Origin of the sequence: Pseudomonas sp. FG-3G, assembly GCF_901007645.1 — a bacterium.
In the GTDB taxonomy this organism is placed as follows: domain Bacteria; phylum Pseudomonadota; class Gammaproteobacteria; order Pseudomonadales; family Pseudomonadaceae; genus Aquipseudomonas; species Aquipseudomonas rhizophila.
This window is the reverse complement of sequence record NZ_CAAKGZ010000024.1, coordinates 37,623-54,563: the sequence shown is the minus strand read 5'-3', so window position 1 is coordinate 54,563 and position 16,941 is coordinate 37,623. Positions and strand designations below refer to the sequence as shown.

15 protein-coding genes are annotated in these 16,941 nt (G+C 59.9%); 9 read left to right on the top strand and 6 right to left on the bottom strand.

Going from position 1 to position 16,941, the window contains the following annotated elements:
• Nucleotides 1-233 precede the first annotated feature (233 nt).
• On the top strand, nt 234-1,490 hold the full coding sequence (gene icd / locus PSEUDOMOFG3G_RS16615) for an NADP-dependent isocitrate dehydrogenase (protein WP_047227723.1): 1,257 nt from the start codon (nt 234-236) through the stop codon (nt 1,488-1,490).
• A gap of 81 nt (nt 1,491-1,571) precedes the next feature.
• Here the strand turns inward: icd and cspD are convergent, their stop codons facing one another.
• Nucleotides 1,572-1,844 carry a cold shock domain-containing protein CspD gene (gene cspD / locus PSEUDOMOFG3G_RS16610; RefSeq protein WP_047227722.1) on the bottom strand — a complete coding sequence of 91 codons (273 nt, stop codon included), beginning with the start codon at nt 1,842-1,844 and terminating at the stop codon, nt 1,572-1,574.
• 227 nt (nt 1,845-2,071) lie between these two features.
• Here cspD and clpS point away from each other — a divergent pair, with 227 nt between their 5' ends.
• Nucleotides 2,072-2,434, top strand: coding sequence for an ATP-dependent Clp protease adapter ClpS (clpS, locus tag PSEUDOMOFG3G_RS16605; protein ID WP_015094394.1), 363 nt, complete (start codon nt 2,072-2,074; stop codon nt 2,432-2,434).
• 29 nt (nt 2,435-2,463) lie between these two features.
• Nucleotides 2,464-4,734: an ATP-dependent Clp protease ATP-binding subunit ClpA gene (gene clpA / locus PSEUDOMOFG3G_RS16600; protein ID WP_047227721.1), complete on the top strand. Its 2,271-nt coding sequence runs from the start codon at nt 2,464-2,466 to the stop codon at nt 4,732-4,734.
• A gap of 245 nt (nt 4,735-4,979) precedes the next feature.
• On the opposite strand, the gene infA is transcribed toward clpA, so the two are convergent.
• The 4 genes from infA to trxB all read right to left on the bottom strand — a co-directional run bounded on the left by infA (nt 4,980) and on the right by trxB (nt 7,774).
• Nucleotides 4,980-5,198 carry a translation initiation factor IF-1 gene (infA, locus tag PSEUDOMOFG3G_RS16595; protein WP_002553999.1) on the bottom strand — a complete coding sequence of 73 codons (219 nt, stop codon included), beginning with the start codon at nt 5,196-5,198 and terminating at the stop codon, nt 4,980-4,982.
• Nucleotides 5,199-5,298: 100 nt separating this feature from the next.
• Nucleotides 5,299-6,006: an arginyltransferase gene (locus PSEUDOMOFG3G_RS16590; RefSeq protein WP_047227720.1), complete on the bottom strand. Its 708-nt coding sequence runs from the start codon at nt 6,004-6,006 to the stop codon at nt 5,299-5,301.
• Between the two features lie 57 nt (nt 6,007-6,063).
• Nucleotides 6,064-6,744, bottom strand: coding sequence for a leucyl/phenylalanyl-tRNA--protein transferase (gene aat / locus PSEUDOMOFG3G_RS16585; RefSeq protein ID WP_047227754.1), 681 nt, complete (start codon nt 6,742-6,744; stop codon nt 6,064-6,066).
• Between the two features lie 70 nt (nt 6,745-6,814).
• Entirely contained in the window at nt 6,815-7,774 is a 960-nt protein-coding gene (gene trxB / locus PSEUDOMOFG3G_RS16580; RefSeq protein WP_139050643.1) for a thioredoxin-disulfide reductase, read from the bottom strand.
• A gap of 318 nt (nt 7,775-8,092) precedes the next feature.
• On the opposite strand from trxB, the gene PSEUDOMOFG3G_RS16575 reads away from it, so the two are divergent.
• The 6 genes from PSEUDOMOFG3G_RS16575 (at nt 8,093) to cysG (ending at nt 15,736) form a co-directional block, all read left to right on the top strand.
• The gene (locus tag PSEUDOMOFG3G_RS16575) at nt 8,093-10,498 is read left to right on the top strand and encodes a DNA translocase FtsK (RefSeq protein WP_076385477.1); all 2,406 of its coding nucleotides are present in this window, start codon (nt 8,093-8,095) and stop codon (nt 10,496-10,498) included.
• Between the two features lie 58 nt (nt 10,499-10,556).
• On the top strand, nt 10,557-11,180 hold the full coding sequence (lolA, locus tag PSEUDOMOFG3G_RS16570; protein ID WP_047227717.1) for an outer membrane lipoprotein chaperone LolA: 624 nt from the start codon (nt 10,557-10,559) through the stop codon (nt 11,178-11,180).
• A gap of 168 nt (nt 11,181-11,348) precedes the next feature.
• On the top strand, nt 11,349-12,674 hold the full coding sequence (locus tag PSEUDOMOFG3G_RS16565; RefSeq protein ID WP_047227716.1) for a replication-associated recombination protein A: 1,326 nt from the start codon (nt 11,349-11,351) through the stop codon (nt 12,672-12,674).
• Nucleotides 12,671-13,045 (top strand): fluoride efflux transporter CrcB, encoded by a 375-nt coding sequence (crcB, locus tag PSEUDOMOFG3G_RS16560; RefSeq protein WP_047227715.1) that lies wholly within the window; start codon nt 12,671-12,673, stop codon nt 13,043-13,045. Before PSEUDOMOFG3G_RS16565 ends, crcB begins: the two co-directional genes overlap by 4 nt.
• Nucleotides 13,046-13,060: 15 nt before the next feature.
• Nucleotides 13,061-14,341, top strand: coding sequence for a serine--tRNA ligase (serS, locus tag PSEUDOMOFG3G_RS16555; protein ID WP_047227714.1), 1,281 nt, complete (start codon nt 13,061-13,063; stop codon nt 14,339-14,341).
• Nucleotides 14,342-15,736 (top strand): siroheme synthase CysG, encoded by a 1,395-nt coding sequence (cysG, locus tag PSEUDOMOFG3G_RS16550; protein ID WP_076385475.1) that lies wholly within the window; start codon nt 14,342-14,344, stop codon nt 15,734-15,736. It begins immediately after the preceding gene.
• A 139-nt stretch (nt 15,737-15,875) separates the two neighbouring features.
• On the opposite strand, the gene PSEUDOMOFG3G_RS16545 is transcribed toward cysG, so the two are convergent.
• The gene (locus PSEUDOMOFG3G_RS16545) at nt 15,876-16,880 is read right to left on the bottom strand and encodes a glutathione S-transferase family protein (RefSeq protein WP_076385473.1); all 1,005 of its coding nucleotides are present in this window, start codon (nt 16,878-16,880) and stop codon (nt 15,876-15,878) included.
• Between the last annotated feature and the right edge of the window lie 61 nt (nt 16,881-16,941).

The window sequence follows — 16,941 nt, the reverse complement described above, 5'->3', positions numbered from 1 at the left end:
TGGCGATCTGCCGATGGTTCATATACTTGCGTACTCGTCCATTGGTCTAAACGTCGCAGTGCTAGAGGAGCAGACTATGCTCACGTTTGGCGCTTTTCCCTTGTTTTTCAGGGTTGTACACCGCGAACTGCAGCGCTTTTCCCCGGATGAGCCTAACGTAGGGTTTGCGCGCCGATACAACTGGGGTACGCTCGAACGCAGCCAGATGTTCAATCCAAGCAATGGAGTTCAGCATGGGGTATCAAAAGATTCAGGTTCCAGCCGTCGGTGACAAAATCACCGTCAATGCAGACCATTCTCTTAATGTTCCCGACAACCCGATCATCCCCTTCATTGAAGGCGACGGCATTGGCGTCGATATCAGCCCGGTCATGATCAAGGTGGTGGACGCTGCGGTTCAGAAGGCCTATGGCGGCAAGCGCAAGATTTCCTGGATGGAAGTCTACGCCGGTGAGAAAGCAACTCAGGTTTACGACCAGGACACCTGGCTGCCCCAGGAAACCCTGGACGCGGTCAAAGACTACGTGGTTTCCATCAAGGGCCCGCTGACCACGCCGGTCGGTGGTGGTATTCGCTCGCTGAACGTCGCCCTGCGCCAGCAGCTCGATTTGTATGTATGCCTGCGTCCGGTGCGCTGGTTCGAAGGCGTGCCAAGCCCGGTCAAGAAGCCTGGCGACGTGGACATGACGATCTTCCGTGAGAACTCCGAAGACATCTACGCCGGTATCGAGTGGAAAGCCGGTTCGCCCGAAGCCACCAAGGTCATCAAGTTCCTGAAAGAAGAAATGGGCGTTACCAAGATCCGTTTCGACGAGAATTGCGGCATCGGCGTCAAGCCGGTTTCCAAGCAGGGCACTCAGCGTCTGGCCCGCAAGGCCTTGCAATATGTAGTGGATAACGATCGCGATTCGCTGACCATCGTGCATAAAGGCAACATCATGAAGTTCACCGAAGGTGCCTTCAAGGAGTGGGCCTACGAAGTGGCGGCCGAGGAATTCGGCGCGACCCTGCTCGACGGTGGGCCTTGGATGCAGTTCAAGAACCCGAGAACCGGCAAGAACGTCATCGTCAAGGACGCCATCGCCGACGCCATGCTCCAGCAAATCCTGCTGCGCCCGGCCGAATACGACGTGATCGCGACCCTGAACCTCAACGGCGACTACCTCTCCGACGCCCTGGCGGCGGAAGTGGGGGGCATTGGTATTGCGCCGGGCGCCAACCTGTCCGACACCGTGGCGATGTTCGAAGCCACCCATGGCACGGCACCCAAGTATGCCGGCAAGGACCAGGTCAACCCGGGTTCGCTGATCCTGTCGGCGGAAATGATGCTGCGACACATGGGGTGGACCGAAGCGGCCGACCTGATCATCAAGGGCACCAACGGCGCGATTTCCGCCAAGACCGTGACCTATGACTTCGAGCGCCTGATGGACGGCGCTACGCTGTTGTCTTCCTCGGCCTTCGGTGATGCACTGATCTCGCACATGTAAGCGGATCTGCAGTCAGCAAAACAATGCCCGGCTCGAGTGATCGAGTCGGGCATTGTTGTTGTCAGGGGAGGCTTGTGCCGATCAATGGGCTTCAGTGGTCATGGCATTGACGGGGGTAGCGCAAGAGGTATCTTCGACGGTGTCGGGTGCAATATTGACCGCGTGCAGGCCCTTGGGCCCCTGGATGACTTCGAACGTGACGCGTTGTCCGGCTCTCAGGGTTTTATAGCCATCCATCTGAATCGCCGAGTAATGGGCGAAAAGGTCTTCATCCCTGCCGTTTGCGATAATGAAACCGTAGCCCTTGGCATTGTTGAACCATTTGACTTTGCCACTCATCTTGACGACCGACATAGGCCATATCCCTCTGCAACACACTCCGTCAGTGGAGTATCATCCAATCCATCCGCAGGCTAATCTTGGAAAACAGGATCGATTCCACGGACCTTTTTAACCCACGATGGGCTCTATTGGTTGTAACACCGTTTTCCCGATAGTCAAGGTGACCCGGCGAACGTGGTTGAAATCGCCTACAAGCGCCCCCATCACTGTATTTGCCAACTAAACGAACCTTTCTTTCCATGCATGCAATCAGCCAGATTCGACTAACATTCAATCAGGATCGCCCGGATCTACATGACGACGATTCCGCAGGCATTGCTGTTCAGGAAGCAAAGCCTGCATTACAGGCGCCACCGATGTACAAGGTGGTTTTGTTCAACGATGACTACACACCGATGGATTTCGTCGTCGAAGTGCTCGAGGTGTTTTTTAACCTGAATCGCGAGCTGGCGACCAAGGTCATGCTGGCCGTCCATACAGAGGGACGGGCAGTATGTGGAGTGTTTACCCGCGACATCGCCGAGACGAAGGCCATGCAGGTCAACCAGTACGCCCGGGAAAGCCAGCATCCGCTACTCTGTGAAATCGAGAAGGACGGTTAACGCCGACCACTTGGGTATGAGGTGAAGCTATGTTAAACCGCGAGCTCGAAGTCACCCTCAATCTTGCCTTCAAGGAGGCTCGTTCGAAGCGTCATGAATTCATGACCGTCGAGCACCTGCTGCTGGCCCTATTGGATAACGAGGCTGCCGCCACCGTTTTGCGTGCCTGCGGCGCAAACCTCGATAAACTCAAGCATGATTTGCAGGAGTTCATCGACTCCACCACGCCATTGATCCCCGTTCATGACGAGGATCGCGAAACCCAGCCAACCCTGGGCTTCCAGCGTGTCCTGCAGCGTGCTGTCTTTCATGTACAGAGCTCGGGTAAGCGTGAAGTGACCGGCGCCAACGTGCTGGTCGCCATCTTCAGCGAACAGGAAAGCCAGGCGGTTTTCCTGCTCAAGCAGCAGAGTGTTGCGCGCATCGATGTCGTCAATTACATCGCCCATGGCATTTCCAAGGTACCTGGGCACGGCGATCACTCCGAAGGTGAACAGGATATGCAGGATGACGAGGGCGGTGAGTCTTCTTCTTCGGGCAATCCGCTGGACGCCTATGCCAGCAATCTGAATGAACTGGCGCGCCAGGGGCGTATCGATCCACTGGTCGGACGCGAGGCGGAAGTCGAGCGGGTCGCGCAGATCCTGGCTCGACGCCGCAAGAACAATCCGCTGCTGGTGGGCGAGGCGGGCGTGGGCAAGACTGCGATCGCCGAAGGCCTGGCCAAGCGCATCGTTGATAACCAGGTGCCGGACCTGCTCGCCAACAGTGTGGTGTATTCCCTCGATCTGGGGGCCTTGCTGGCGGGCACCAAGTACCGCGGTGATTTCGAGAAGCGCTTCAAGGCATTGCTGGGCGAGCTGAAAAAGCGTCCGCAGGCGATCCTGTTTATCGACGAAATCCACACCATCATTGGTGCCGGTGCCGCGTCCGGTGGGGTCATGGATGCCTCGAACCTGCTCAAGCCGCTGCTGTCTTCGGGTGATATCCGTTGCATCGGTTCGACCACGTTCCAGGAATTTCGCGGGATCTTCGAAAAAGACCGTGCCCTGGCCCGGCGTTTCCAGAAAGTCGATGTGTCGGAGCCTTCGGTGGAAGACACCATCGGTATCCTGCGTGGGCTGAAGGGGCGTTTCGAACTGCACCACAATATCGAATACAGCGATGAAGCCCTGCGCGCCGCTGCTGAGCTGGCCTCGCGCTATATCAATGACCGGCATATGCCGGACAAGGCCATTGATGTTATCGACGAGGCGGGTGCCTATCAGCGGCTTCAGCCAGTGGAGAAGCGCGTCAAGCGCATCGAAGTGCCACAGGTCGAGGACATCGTGGCGAAAATCGCGCGGATTCCGCCCAAGCACGTCACCAGTTCCGACAAGGAGCTGCTGCGTAATCTGGAGCGTGACCTGAAGCTGACCGTGTTCGGTCAGGATGCAGCCATCGATTCGCTGTCCACCGCCATCAAGTTGTCTCGCGCCGGACTCAAGTCGCCGGACAAACCAGTGGGTTCTTTCCTGTTCGCAGGTCCCACCGGTGTCGGCAAGACCGAGGCCGCACGGCAATTGGCCAAGGCGATGGGGATCGAGCTGGTTCGCTTCGACATGTCCGAGTACATGGAGCGTCACACCGTATCGCGTCTGATTGGTGCGCCTCCGGGATATGTCGGTTTCGACCAGGGCGGCCTGCTGACCGAGGCCATCACCAAGCAGCCGCATTGCGTGCTCTTGCTCGATGAAATCGAGAAGGCGCATCCGGAAGTCTTCAACCTGCTCCTGCAGGTCATGGATCACGGTACGCTGACCGACAACAACGGGCGCAAGGCGGATTTCCGCAATGTGATCATCATCATGACCACCAACGCCGGCGCCGAAACCGCGGCTCGCGCTTCGATCGGTTTCACCCATCAGGACCATTCGTCCGATGCGATGGAAGTGATCAAGAAGAGCTTCACGCCTGAATTCCGCAACCGCCTGGACACCATTATCCAGTTTGGTCGCCTCAGCCATGAGGTCATCAAGAGTGTGGTGGACAAGTTCCTTACCGAACTTCAGGCGCAGCTCGAAGACAAGCGTGTGCTGCTGGAAGTCACCGATGCGGCCCGCAGTTGGCTGGCGGCCGGTGGTTACGATGTGACGATGGGGGCACGGCCGATGGCTCGCCTGATCCAGGACAAGATCAAGCGTCCACTGGCGGAGGAGATCCTCTTTGGCGAACTGGCCGAACATGGCGGTGTGGTCCACATCGACATCAAGGATGGCGAGCTGACCTTCGACTTCGAAACCACGGCTGAAATGGCCTGATCGTTACACGCAGGAAAAGCAAAAGGCGCCGAAAGGCGCCTTTTTGCTTTTCCGAACTCACATCAATCCCTTGTGGGAGCGAGCTTGCTCGCGATGGCGGCGGTACATTCGGCATTGGGGCAAGCTGGCCCACAGCTATCGCGAGCAAGCTCGCTCCCACAGGGTTTTGTGTGTTCATGGAGAGAGGGGCAAATCCCAGACAAACAAAAACGCCCGGCATCAGCCGGGCGTTTTGTATTGACTTGTTAGCGAGCGCGGTAAGTGATGCGCCCTTTGCTCAAGTCATAGGGCGTCAGCTCGACGCGCACTTTGTCACCGGTAAGAATACGAATGTAGTTCTTGCGCATCTTGCCGGAGATGTGCGCGGTTACGACGTGCCCATTTTCCAACTCCACACGAAACATGGTGTTGGGCAGGGTGTCGACGACAGTGCCTTCCATTTCGAAGCTGTCTTCTTTCGACATGCAGTAAAGCCCTCGGTATCCAGTGAATGGCCCGGTGCAACTGCGCCAGGCAAAAGCGGCGTGCATTGTGCCCGAAAAAGGGGGTTTAAGCCAAGGGGTTCTAACTGAGGACGACCCATCTCTGGTTAATCAGCAATTCGATGGGGCGATATTGGGTCTTGTAATTCATTTTTTTGCAGTTTTTGATCCAGTAGCCCAAGTACACCGCTTCCAGCCCGAGGCGCCGGGCTTCGTTGATCTGCCAGAGGATGGCAAAACGCCCCAGACTGCGCCGTTCTTCGTCGGGCTCGTAGAAGGTGTACACCGCCGAAAGCCCGTTGGGCAGCAGGTCTGTGACGGCGATGGCCACCAGTCGCCCTTCGAGGCGGAACTCATAGAAGCGGGAAAAGGGCAGGTCGCGGACCAGAAAGGTCGAAAACTGATCACGACTGGGCGGGTACATGTCGCCGTCGGCGTGGCGCTGCTCGATGTAGCGCTGGTACAGATCGAAATACTCCTCGCTGAACTGCGGCTTGGCTGGCCGGACCTGCAGGTCGGCGTTGCGCTTGAAAATCCGCTTCTGCTGGCGATTGGGTACAAACTGAGCCACGGGAATGCGCGCCGGCACGCACGCATTGCAATGTTGGCAATGGGGCCGGTAGAGATGATCGCCGCTGCGACGGAAGCCCATCTCCGACAGATCTGCGTAGACATGCACATCCATGGGCTGGCTAGGGTCGAGGAACAGCGTCGTGGCCTGCTCCTCGGGCAGGTAACTGCAAGAGTGGGGTTGAGTGGCATAAAACTTCAAGCGCGCCAACTCGGTCATGATCAACCCTCGGGAGTAAGCTTTGGATTAAGTGTAAGCCAGGAGCGCCATTGTCGCTCAGCAAACCCAGGTTGCGTGGTTGGGCTGGTCCAGATGCGCCTTGAGGTAGCCGGCAAACTCAGCCCTTGGGATCGACCGGGCGCCGAGGCTGTGCAGGTGTTCGGTGGGCATTTGGCAGTCGATCAGCACGAAACCGGCCGCTTTGAGATGTTGGACCAGGGTGGCGAAGCCGAATTTCGAGGCGTTATCGGCCCGACTGAACATGGACTCGCCAAAAAACAGCTGCCCCATGGCCAGGCCATACAGGCCGCCCACCAATATACCCTGGTCCCATACCTCCACTGAATGGGCGAAACCGCGTCGATGCAGCTCCAGATAGGCGGTTTGCATGGCCTCGGTGATCCAGGTGCCGTCAGCATAGTCCCGGGGCGCGGCGCAGGCCTCGATGACAGCGGCAAAGTCCTTGTCGAACGTCACGGCATAGCGTTGCTTGCGCAGAAGCTTGCCGAGGCTGCGCGATACATGCAGTTCGTCGGGAAACAATACGGTGCGTGGATCCGGTGACCACCACAAGATCGGCTGGCCTTCGGAGAACCACGGGAAACAGCCGTGGCGATAGGCCCGGATCAGCCGATCGGCGGACAGGTCGCCACCGGCGGCCAGCAAGCCATTGGGGTCGCTCAAGGCTTTGGCCAGTGGCGGAAAATCGAACGTGTTGCGTTGTAGCCAAGTCAGCATGGTCATCCGGGCGCGCAGAAGGGGAGGGCGGGTCTTGTGCGCAGACAAGAGCCCGCCTAAAGGTTAACCGTCAAGCCACCGGAATGTCATCGAGATACTTCTCGGCGTCGAGTGCGGCCATGCAACCGGCGCCGGCCGACGTAATGGCTTGTCGATACACGTGATCGGCCACGTCGCCGGCGGCGAACACGCCTTCGATATCGGTTGCAGTGGCATTGCCCTCGCTGCCGCCGCGGACGATCAGGTAGCCGTCGCGCATTGTCAGTTGGCCCTGGAACAGCTCGGTGTTGGGTTGATGGCCGATAGCGATAAACACGCCGGCCAGGGACAAGGTGCTGGTCTGGCCGGTCTCACTTTGGCGCAGACGCGCGCCGGTGACGCCGCTTGCATCGCCCAGCACTTCATCCAGATTCTGCTTCCAGTGCAGCTTCACATTGCCGTTGCGGGCTTTTTCGAACAGCTTGTCCTGCAGTATTTTCTCTGCGCGCAGTTTGTCCCGGCGGTGAATCAGGTGTACCTCACGGGCGATGTTGGACAGGTACAAAGCCTCCTCAACCGCCGTATTACCACCGCCGACCACCGCCACTACCTGATTGCGGTAAAAGAATCCGTCGCAGGTTGCACAGGCGGAAACGCCCCTGCCGGCGAAGGTCTGCTCTGAGGCCAGGCCCAGGTATTGGGCTGAAGCGCCAGTGGCGATAATCAGCGCGTCGCAGGTGTAGGTGCCGCTGTCGCCGATGAGTTCGAAAGGGCGCTGTTGCAACTTGGCGGTGTGGATATGGTCGTAGACGATCTGCGTGTCGAAGCGTTCGGCGTGGCGTTGCATGCGTTCCATCAGCACTGGACCGGTCAAACCCTCGACATCGCCGGGCCAATTGTCGACTTCGACAGTGGTGGTGAGCTGGCCACCGGCCTGCAGGCCAGTAATGACAACGGGTTTGAGGTTGGCACGGGCGGCATAGACAGCGGCGCTGTATCCCGCAGGGCCGGAACCGAGAATGATCAGGCGTGAATGCTTCACTTCGCTCATAAAAACACCTCATAAGCCTTTGTCACGAAAGAGAATGCATGCTCCAATTGACGCCAACACAGCTGGTTTTTGGCTATGCTGTAGCCCATCGTGCGGGCAATGCCTTGGGGCTGACAAACCCGTACAATGCTTGAGTTTTGAACGCAGGCGAGGCAAAAGATCAAAATCTTCGGCAACACCTGCGGTTTTCTGGATGCACGTCACAGTGGTAAAAGTAGTACCGGTTGTGCACATTCACTTTTTTGCCTGCTCGTGATGAGCAGTTTTTTATAGTCATTCAACAGATGGACGCGCCTTTGGCGCAGGAAAAGAAGCGTTTTGAAGAAATCCACCGCAGCACCTAAAACAGTCGTTCCGCTCTGGCGCCAGCAATTGCACTACCGGCTCAAGGAAGGTGCGTTGATCGCCATCGGCGCCTTGTGCCTGTTCCTGATGATGGCCTTGCTGACCTATGGCAAGGACGATCCGGGCTGGAGCCACAACAGCAAGATCGACGATGTGCAGAATTTCGGCGGTCCGGCCGGTTCCTACAGCGCTGACATCCTGTTCATGGTGCTGGGCTATTTCGCCTACATCTTTCCGCTTTTGCTGGCGATCAAGGCCTATCAGATTTTCCGTCAACGCCACGAGCCCTGGCAGTGGAGTGGTTGGCTGTTTTCCTGGCGCCTGATCGGCCTGGTGTTCCTGGTGCTGTCGGGCGCTGCGCTGGCCCATATCCATTTTCACGCTCCCACCGGCCTGCCGGCCGGAGCGGGCGGTGCCCTGGGGGAAAGTCTTGGCGAGCTGGCCAAAAACGCCCTGAACATCCAGGGCAGCACGCTGCTGTTCATCGCCCTGTTCCTGTTCGGCCTGACGGTGTTCACCGATTTGTCATGGTTCAAGGTGATGGATGTCACCGGCAAGATCACCCTGGACCTGATCGAGCTGATCCAGGGAGCGATGAATCGCTGGTGGGCGGCGCGCACCGAGCGCAAGCAACTGGTGGCGCAACTGCGCGAGGTGGATGACCGCGTCCACGACGTGGTGGCCCCGACCGTCACGGACAAGCGTGAGCAGGCCAAGGTCAAGGAACGCCTGATCGAACGTGAACAGGCCCTGAGCAAGCACATGTCCGAGCGCGAGAAACAGGTGCCGCCGGTCATCACCATGGCTCCGGCCAAGGCGCCGGAGCAGAGCAAGCGCGTGCAGAAAGAGAAACAGGCGCCGCTGTTCGTCGACAGTGCAGTGGAAGGCACCTTGCCGCCGATCTCGATCCTGGATCCGGCCGAAAAGAAACAGCTCAACTATTCCCCCGAATCCCTGGCGGCCGTCGGTCACCTGCTGGAAATCAAGCTCAAGGAGTTCGGCGTCGAGGTTTCGGTGGATTCGATCCACCCGGGCCCGGTGATTACCCGTTACGAAATCCAGCCGGCCGCCGGCGTGAAGGTCAGCCGTATCGCCAACCTGGCCAAGGACCTGGCACGTTCTCTGGCCGTGACCAGCGTGCGGGTAGTGGAAGTGATTCCCGGCAAGACCACCGTGGGCATCGAGATTCCCAACGAAGACCGGCAGATCGTGCGCTTCTCCGAAGTGCTCTCCACCCCTGAATACGACAACCACAAGTCGCCGGTCACCCTGGCCCTGGGCCATGACATCGGCGGCAAGCCTGTCATCACTGACCTGGCGAAAATGCCGCACCTGCTGGTGGCCGGTACCACCGGTTCCGGTAAGTCGGTGGGTGTGAACGCGATGATCCTGTCGATCCTGTTCAAGTCCGGCCCGGAAGACGCCAAGCTGATCATGATCGACCCGAAAATGCTCGAGCTGTCGATCTATGAAGGCATTCCGCACCTGCTGTGCCCGGTGGTGACCGACATGAAGGACGCCGCCAACGCCCTGCGCTGGAGCGTTGCCGAGATGGAGCGCCGCTACAAGCTGATGGCGAAGATGGGCGTGCGTAACCTGTCGGGCTTCAATGCCAAGGTCAAGGAGGCCGAAGAGGCCGGTACGCCGTTGAGCGACCCGCTGTACCACCGCGAGAACATCCACGACGAAGCGCCGCTGCTGCACAAGCTGCCGACCATCGTGGTGGTGGTGGACGAATTCGCCGACATGATGATGATCGTCGGCAAAAAGGTCGAAGAACTGATCGCCCGGATCGCCCAGAAGGCCCGTGCCGCTGGTATCCACCTGATTCTCGCGACGCAGCGGCCGTCGGTGGACGTGATCACCGGCCTGATCAAGGCAAACATTCCGACCCGCATGGCGTTCCAGGTGTCGAGCAAGATCGACTCGCGGACCATCATCGACCAGGGTGGCGCCGAGCAGTTGCTGGGCCACGGTGACATGCTCTACATGCCGCCGGGCACCAGCCTGCCGATTCGTGTGCACGGTGCGTTCGTGTCCGACGATGAAGTGCACCGGGTCGTTGAAGCCTGGAAACTGCGTGGCGCCCCTGAATACAACGACGACATCCTCAATGGTGTCGAGGAGGCCGGCAGCGGCTTTGAGGGCAGCAGCGGTGGTGGCGATGACGATGCCGAAACCGATGCGCTCTATGACGAAGCGGTGCAGTTTGTCCTGGAAAGCCGCCGGGCCTCGATTTCCGCCGTTCAGCGCAAGCTCAAGATCGGCTACAACCGTGCCGCACGCATGATCGAGGCCATGGAAATGGCCGGGGTCGTGACGGCGATGAACACCAACGGTTCGCGCGAAGTACTGGCGCCGGGCCCGATGCGCGATTAATGACCTGAGCGGCCTGGCGACACGCCGCTCGACCTCCCACGACTTCAAGAGGACTCCCATGCGCCTGATTCGCATGTTGCTGTTGCCCGTACTGGCCCTGACCACCTTGTCGGCCCATGCCGATGAAAAGGACGTGGCCCGCCTGACCCAGTTGCTGGAACGTTCCCAGACCCTGACCGCTCGCTTCTCCCAACTGACCCTCGACGGCAGTGGTACCCAGTTGCAGGAAACCGCCGGTGAGATGGCCTTGCAGCGTCCGGGCCTGTTCTATTGGCACACCGATGCACCGGCTGAACAACTGATGGTTTCCGATGGCAAGAAAGTCTCGCTGTGGGACCCGGACCTGGAACAGGTCACCATCAAGACCCTGGACCAGCGCCTGACCCAGACCCCGGCGTTGCTGCTCTCCGGCGATGTTTCCAAGATCAGCCAGAGTTTCGACATCAGCTCCAAAGAGGCCGGTGGCGTGATTGACTTCACCCTCAAGCCCAAGACCCGGGACAGCCTGTTCGACAGCCTGCGCCTGTCCTTTCGCAACGGTCTGGTCAACGACATGCAACTGATCGACAGTGTCGGTCAGCGTACCAATATCCTGTTCACCGGGGTCAAGGCCAACGAGCCGATCGCTGCGTCCAAGTTCAAGTTCGACATCCCCAAGGGTGCGGACGTGATCCAGGAGTAAACCCAAGCCCCCTGTGGGAGCGAGCTTGCTCGCGATAGCTGCATCACATTCAACATCTCCGTTGATTGACACACCGCTATCGCGAGCAAGCTCGCTCCCACAGGGGAACTGTGTTGTTCGTTGTTTAACTGATCGGCAACAGGACCCAGCGGAGGTTTTGTAGTAATCATGGACCTGTTTCGAAGCGCCCCGATTGCCCAGCCATTGGCCGCCCGCCTGCGCGCGACCAACCTGGATGAGTACGTCGGCCAGGAGCATGTGCTCGCTCGCGGCAAGCCTCTGCGCGAAGCGCTGGAGCAGGGCGCGCTGCATTCGATGATTTTCTGGGGCCCGCCGGGCGTGGGCAAGACCACCCTGGCGCGGCTGTTGGCCGAAGTCTCGGATGCCCATTTCGAGACGGTTTCGGCAGTGCTGGCCGGGGTCAAGGAAATCCGCCAGGCGGTGGAAGTCGCCAAGCAACAGGCCGGGCAATACGGCAAGCGCACCATCCTGTTTGTCGATGAAGTGCACCGTTTCAACAAGTCGCAGCAGGACGCGTTCCTGCCCTACGTCGAAGACGGGACGCTGATCTTCATTGGCGCGACCACCGAAAACCCTTCGTTCGAACTCAATAACGCCTTGCTGTCCCGGGCGCGGGTCTATGTGCTCAAGAGCCTCGACGAGGCGGCGATGCGCAAGTTGGTGCACCGGGCGCTGACCGAGGAACGCGGCCTGGGCAAACGCCAGTTGAGCCTCAGCGACGAAGGCTTCCAGATCCTGTTTTCGGCCGCCGATGGCGATGGCCGGCGCTTGCTCAACCTGCTGGAAAACGCCTCGGACCTGGCCGAAGACAACAGCGAGATTGGCGTCGAACTGCTGCAAAGCCTGTTGGGCGATACCCGTAGACGCTTCGACAAGGGCGGTGAGGCGTTCTACGACCAGATTTCGGCGCTGCACAAATCCATCCGTGGCTCCAACCCCGACGCGGCCTTGTACTGGTTTGCGCGCATGATCGACGGCGGCTGCGATCCGCTGTACCTGGCGCGTCGAGTGGTACGCATGGCCAGCGAAGACATCGGCAATGCCGATCCCCGCGCCCTGAGCCTGTGCCTGGCCGCCTGGGATGTGCAGGAGCGCCTCGGCAGCCCGGAAGGCGAACTCGCCGTGGCCCAGGCCATCACCTACCTGGCTTGCGCGCCAAAGAGCAATGCGGTGTACATGGGCTTCAAGGCCGCGATGCGCAGCGCCACCGAGCATGGCTCCCTGGAAGTGCCGCTGCACCTGCGCAACGCGCCGACCAAACTGATGAAGCAATTGGGCTATGGCGATGAATACCGTTACGCTCACGACGAACCGGACGCCTATGCCGCCGGTGAAGACTATTTTCCCGAAGAACTCGAACCCCAGCCGTTCTATCAGCCGGTGCCCCGTGGCCTTGAACTGAAGATCGGCGAGAAACTCAATCATTTGGCACAACTGGACCGTCTGAGTCCAAGGCAGCGGAGAAAACCTTGATCCCCTTGATCCTCGCAGTCTCTGCTGGTGGCGTTGCCGGCACGTTGTTGCGCTTTGCGACTGGCAATTGGGTCAACGCAAATTGGCCGCGGCACTTCTATACCGCCACGCTGGCCGTTAATATCGTGGGCTGTCTGCTGATCGGCGTTCTATACGGTCTGTTTTTGATTCGCCCCGAGGTGCCCATCGAGGTGCGCGCGGGGCTGTTGGTCGGCTTTCTTGGCGGCCTGACGACTTTTTCATCCTTTTCACTGGATACGGTGCGCCTGCTGGAAAGCGGGCAGGTGCCGCTGGCCCTGGGCTACGCGGCCATCAGCGTATTCGGCGGGCTGCTCGCCACCTGGGCTGGCCTGTCCCTGACCAAACTTTGATAACGAGAGACCGACATGCTCGATTCCAAACTGTTACGTAGCAACCTTCAGGACGTAGCGGACCGCCTGGCATCCCGTGGCTTCGCCCTGGACGTCGCGCGCATCGAAGCGCTGGAAGAACAGCGCAAGACCGTCCAGACCCGCACCGAAGCCCTGCAGGCTGAACGTAACGCGCGCTCCAAATCCATCGGTCAGGCCAAGCAGCGCGGCGAAGACATCGCACCGCTGATGGCCGATGTCGAGCGCATGGCGGGTGAGTTGAGTGCTGGCAAGGTCGAGCTGGACGCGATCCAGACCGAACTGGATTCGATCCTGCTGGGTATCCCCAACCTGCCGCATGAATCGGTCCCGGTCGGTGAAGATGAAGACGGCAACGTCGAAGTGCGCCGTTGGGGCACGCCCAAAGTCTTCGATTTCCCGGTGCAGGATCACGTCGCCCTGGGCGAGAAGTTCGGCTGGCTCGATTTCGAAACCGCCGCCAAGCTGTCGGGCGCCCGTTTTGCCTTGTTGCGCGGGCCGATTGCCCGTCTGCATCGCGCCCTGGCGCAGTTCATGATCAACCTGCACGTCACCGAGCACGGCTACGAAGAAGCCTACACGCCTTACCTGGTTCAGGCGCCAGCCTTGCAGGGCACTGGCCAGTTGCCGAAGTTCGAGGAAGACCTGTTCAAGATCAGCCGCGAAGGCGAGGCCGACCTGTACCTGATCCCTACCGCCGAAGTGTCGCTGACCAACATCGTCGCTGGCGAGATCGTCGACGCCAAGCAACTGCCCATCAAGTTCGTCGCCCACACACCGTGTTTCCGCAGTGAAGCCGGGGCATCGGGCCGTGATACCCGGGGCATGATCCGTCAGCATCAGTTCGACAAGGTCGAGATGGTGCAGATCGTCGAGCCCTCGGTGTCCATGCAAGCGCTGGAAAGCCTGACCGCCAACGCCGAGAAAGTCTTGCAACTGCTGGAGCTGCCATATCGCACCCTGGCGCTGTGCACCGGCGACATGGGCTTCAGTGCGGTGAAGACTTACGACCTGGAAGTCTGGATCCCGAGCCAGGACAAGTATCGCGAGATTTCTTCGTGCTCCAACTGTGGCGATTTCCAGGCCCGCCGCATGCAGGCGCGTTTCCGCAACCCGGAAACCGGCAAGCCGGAGCTGGTCCACACCCTCAATGGCTCCGGCCTGGCCGTGGGCCGCACCCTGGTGGCGGTACTGGAAAACTACCAGCAGGCCGACGGTTCGATCCGTGTGCCCGAGGTGTTGAAGCCCTACATGGGCGGCATCGAGGTCATCGGCTAAATGGACTATTTGCCACTGTTCCACAACCTGCGCGGCAGCCGCGTGCTGGTGGTCGGCGGCGGCGAGATTGCCTTGCGCAAGTCTCGCCTGCTGGCCGATGCCGGCGCGTTGTTGCGGGTGGTCGCACCCGATATCGAACCGCAGTTGCGGGAACTGGTCAGTGGCAGCGGCGGTGAATGCATCCTGCGTGGCTACGTGGAAGCGGACCTGGACGGCTGTGGCCTGATCATCGCCGCCACCGACGACGAATCGCTCAACGCCCAGGTGTCGGCCGACGCCCACAAGCGTTGCGTGCCGGTCAACGTGGTGGACGCACCGGCCCTGTGCAGCGTGATCTTCCCGGCGATTGTCGACCGCTCGCCGCTGGTGATCGCGGTGTCCAGCGGCGGCGATGCGCCGGTGCTGGCGCGGTTGATCCGAGCCAAGCTGGAAACCTGGATTCCTTCGACCTATGGGCAACTGGCCGGGCTGGCGGCGCGTTTTCGCAGCCAGGTCAAAGGGCTGTTCCCGGATGTGCAGCAACGCCGGGCGTTCTGGGAAGAGGTGTTCCAGGGGCCGATCGCTGATCGACAGTTGGCCGGGCAGGGCGCCGAGGCCGAGCGCCTGTTGCGTGAAAAGATTGCAGGCCAGGCGCCGAATGCACCGGGTGAGGTCTATCTGGTGGGCGCAGGCCCTGGTGATCCGGACCTGCTGACCTTCCGCGCCTTGCGCCTGATGCAGCAGGCGGACGTGGTGCTTTACGACCGTCTGGTGGCTCCGGCGATCCTTGAGCTGTGCCGGCGTGACGCCGAGCGGATCTACGTCGGCAAGCGTCGCTCAGAGCACGCGGTGCCCCAGGAGCAGATCAACCAGCAATTGGTCGATCTGGCCCGGCAAGGCAAGCGGGTGGTGCGATTGAAGGGCGGTGATCCGTTCATCTTCGGTCGTGGCGGTGAAGAAATCGAAGAACTGGCGGCCCACGGCATCCCGTTCCAGGTAGTTCCGGGCATCACCGCCGCCAGCGGCTGCGCGGCCTACGCCGGGATCCCGCTGACCCATCGCGATTATGCCCAGTCGGTGCGATTCATCACCGGTCATCTGAAGGACGGCACCAGTGACTTGCCGTGGGCGGACTTGGTGTCGCCGGCGCAGACGTTGGTGTTCTACATGGGGTTGGTGGGGCTGCCGATCATCTGCGACGAGTTGATCAAGCACGGTCGCGCGGCGGACACACCGGCGGCGCTGATCCAGCAAGGCACCACCTCCAACCAGCGGGTGTTTACCGGCACCTTGGCAGATTTGCCGAAACTGGTGGCCGAGCATGAGGTTCATGCACCGACCCTGGTGATCGTTGGGGAAGTGGTGCAACTGCGCGAGAAACTGGCGTGGTTTGAAGGGGCTCAGGGGCAGGTCTAGACAGACCGTGTCGCTCCAATCGCGAGCAGGCTCGCTCCCACAGTGATCGTGTACAACCGCAGATTCATGGTTGAACAACGATCACATATGGGAGCGAGCCTGCTCGCGATTGGCCTTCAGAATCAACAAAGATCCTGGATCAGTTCTCAACCCCCCGCCAAATCCCTTTCCCACTCAACCGCTCCCGATCATGGGCAACCCTGAAGTCCTGCTCCGGCCCCTTGGGCACGATTCCGTTGGGGTTGATGGTCTTGTGGCTGCCGTAGTAATGGCGCTGGATATGGGTGAAGTCCACAGTCTCGGCAATCCCCGGCCACTGGTACAACTCCCGCAACCAGTTCGACAGGTTCGGATAATCCGCAATGCGCCGCAGGTTGCATTTGAAATGGCCGAAATACACCGCGTCAAAGCGGATGATGGTGGTGAACAGGCGGATATCGGCTTCGGTCAGGTATTCACCGGCCAGGTAGCGTCGGGTTTGCAGCAATGCTTCCAAGCGGTCCAGCTCAGTGAACAAACCATCGAACGCTTCTTCGTAGGCTGCCTGAGTGGTGGCGAACCCGGCGCGGTACACGCCATTGTTCACTGCCGGGTAAATGCGTTCGTTCAATGCATCGATATCGTGGCGCAGGTGCTCGGGGTAGAGGTCCAGGTCGTTTCCGGTCAAGCCGTCGAAGGCGCTGTTGAACATGCGGATGATTTCCGCTGATTCGTTGTTGACGATGCGTTGTTGCCGTTTGTCCCACAGCGCTGGCACGGTGACGCGACCGGTGTAGTGCGGCGTATCGGCGGTGTAGCGCTGGTGCAGGAAATCCAGGTGATCGAGTTTGTCGCCAGTGGAGCCATGGCGCTTGTCGAAGGTCCAGCCGTTTTCCAGCATCAGGTAGCTGACCACCGAGACATCGATCAGGTCTTGCAGGCCTTTGAGCTTGCGATAGATCAGCGTCCGGTGGGCCCAGGGGCACGCCAGGGATACATACAAATGGTAGCGCCCGGACTCGGCGGCAAATCCGCTGTCGCCCGTGGGGCCGGCGCTGCCGTCGGCGGTGATCCAATGGCGGCGTTGCGCCTGTTCACGCTGGAAGGCGCCGTCCTTGCTTTCATACCACTGGTCCTGCCAGCGACCTTCGACTAACAAACCCATCTCGATCTCCTCTACCAATAAACGTTGGAGAGGAGTCTATTCCCATAGGTTCGAACAAAAA

Coding starts and splice junctions, on each gene's coding strand:
- icd (WP_047227723.1), top strand. CDS start 234: ATGGGGTATCAAAAGATTCAGGTTCCAGCCGTCGGTGACAAAATCACC.
- cspD (WP_047227722.1), bottom strand. CDS start 1,844: ATGTCGGTCGTCAAGATGAGTGGCAAAGTCAAATGGTTCAACAATGCC.
- clpS (WP_015094394.1), top strand. CDS start 2,072: ATGCATGCAATCAGCCAGATTCGACTAACATTCAATCAGGATCGCCCG.
- clpA (WP_047227721.1), top strand. CDS start 2,464: ATGTTAAACCGCGAGCTCGAAGTCACCCTCAATCTTGCCTTCAAGGAG.
- infA (WP_002553999.1), bottom strand. CDS start 5,198: ATGTCGAAAGAAGACAGCTTCGAAATGGAAGGCACTGTCGTCGACACC.
- PSEUDOMOFG3G_RS16590 (WP_047227720.1), bottom strand. CDS start 6,006: ATGACCGAGTTGGCGCGCTTGAAGTTTTATGCCACTCAACCCCACTCT.
- aat (WP_047227754.1), bottom strand. CDS start 6,744: ATGCTGACTTGGCTACAACGCAACACGTTCGATTTTCCGCCACTGGCC.
- trxB (WP_139050643.1), bottom strand. CDS start 7,774: ATGAGCGAAGTGAAGCATTCACGCCTGATCATTCTCGGTTCCGGCCCT.
- lolA (WP_047227717.1), top strand. CDS start 10,557: ATGCGCCTGATTCGCATGTTGCTGTTGCCCGTACTGGCCCTGACCACC.
- PSEUDOMOFG3G_RS16565 (WP_047227716.1), top strand. CDS start 11,349: ATGGACCTGTTTCGAAGCGCCCCGATTGCCCAGCCATTGGCCGCCCGC.
- serS (WP_047227714.1), top strand. CDS start 13,061: ATGCTCGATTCCAAACTGTTACGTAGCAACCTTCAGGACGTAGCGGAC.
- cysG (WP_076385475.1), top strand. CDS start 14,342: ATGGACTATTTGCCACTGTTCCACAACCTGCGCGGCAGCCGCGTGCTG.
- PSEUDOMOFG3G_RS16545 (WP_076385473.1), bottom strand. CDS start 16,880: ATGGGTTTGTTAGTCGAAGGTCGCTGGCAGGACCAGTGGTATGAAAGC.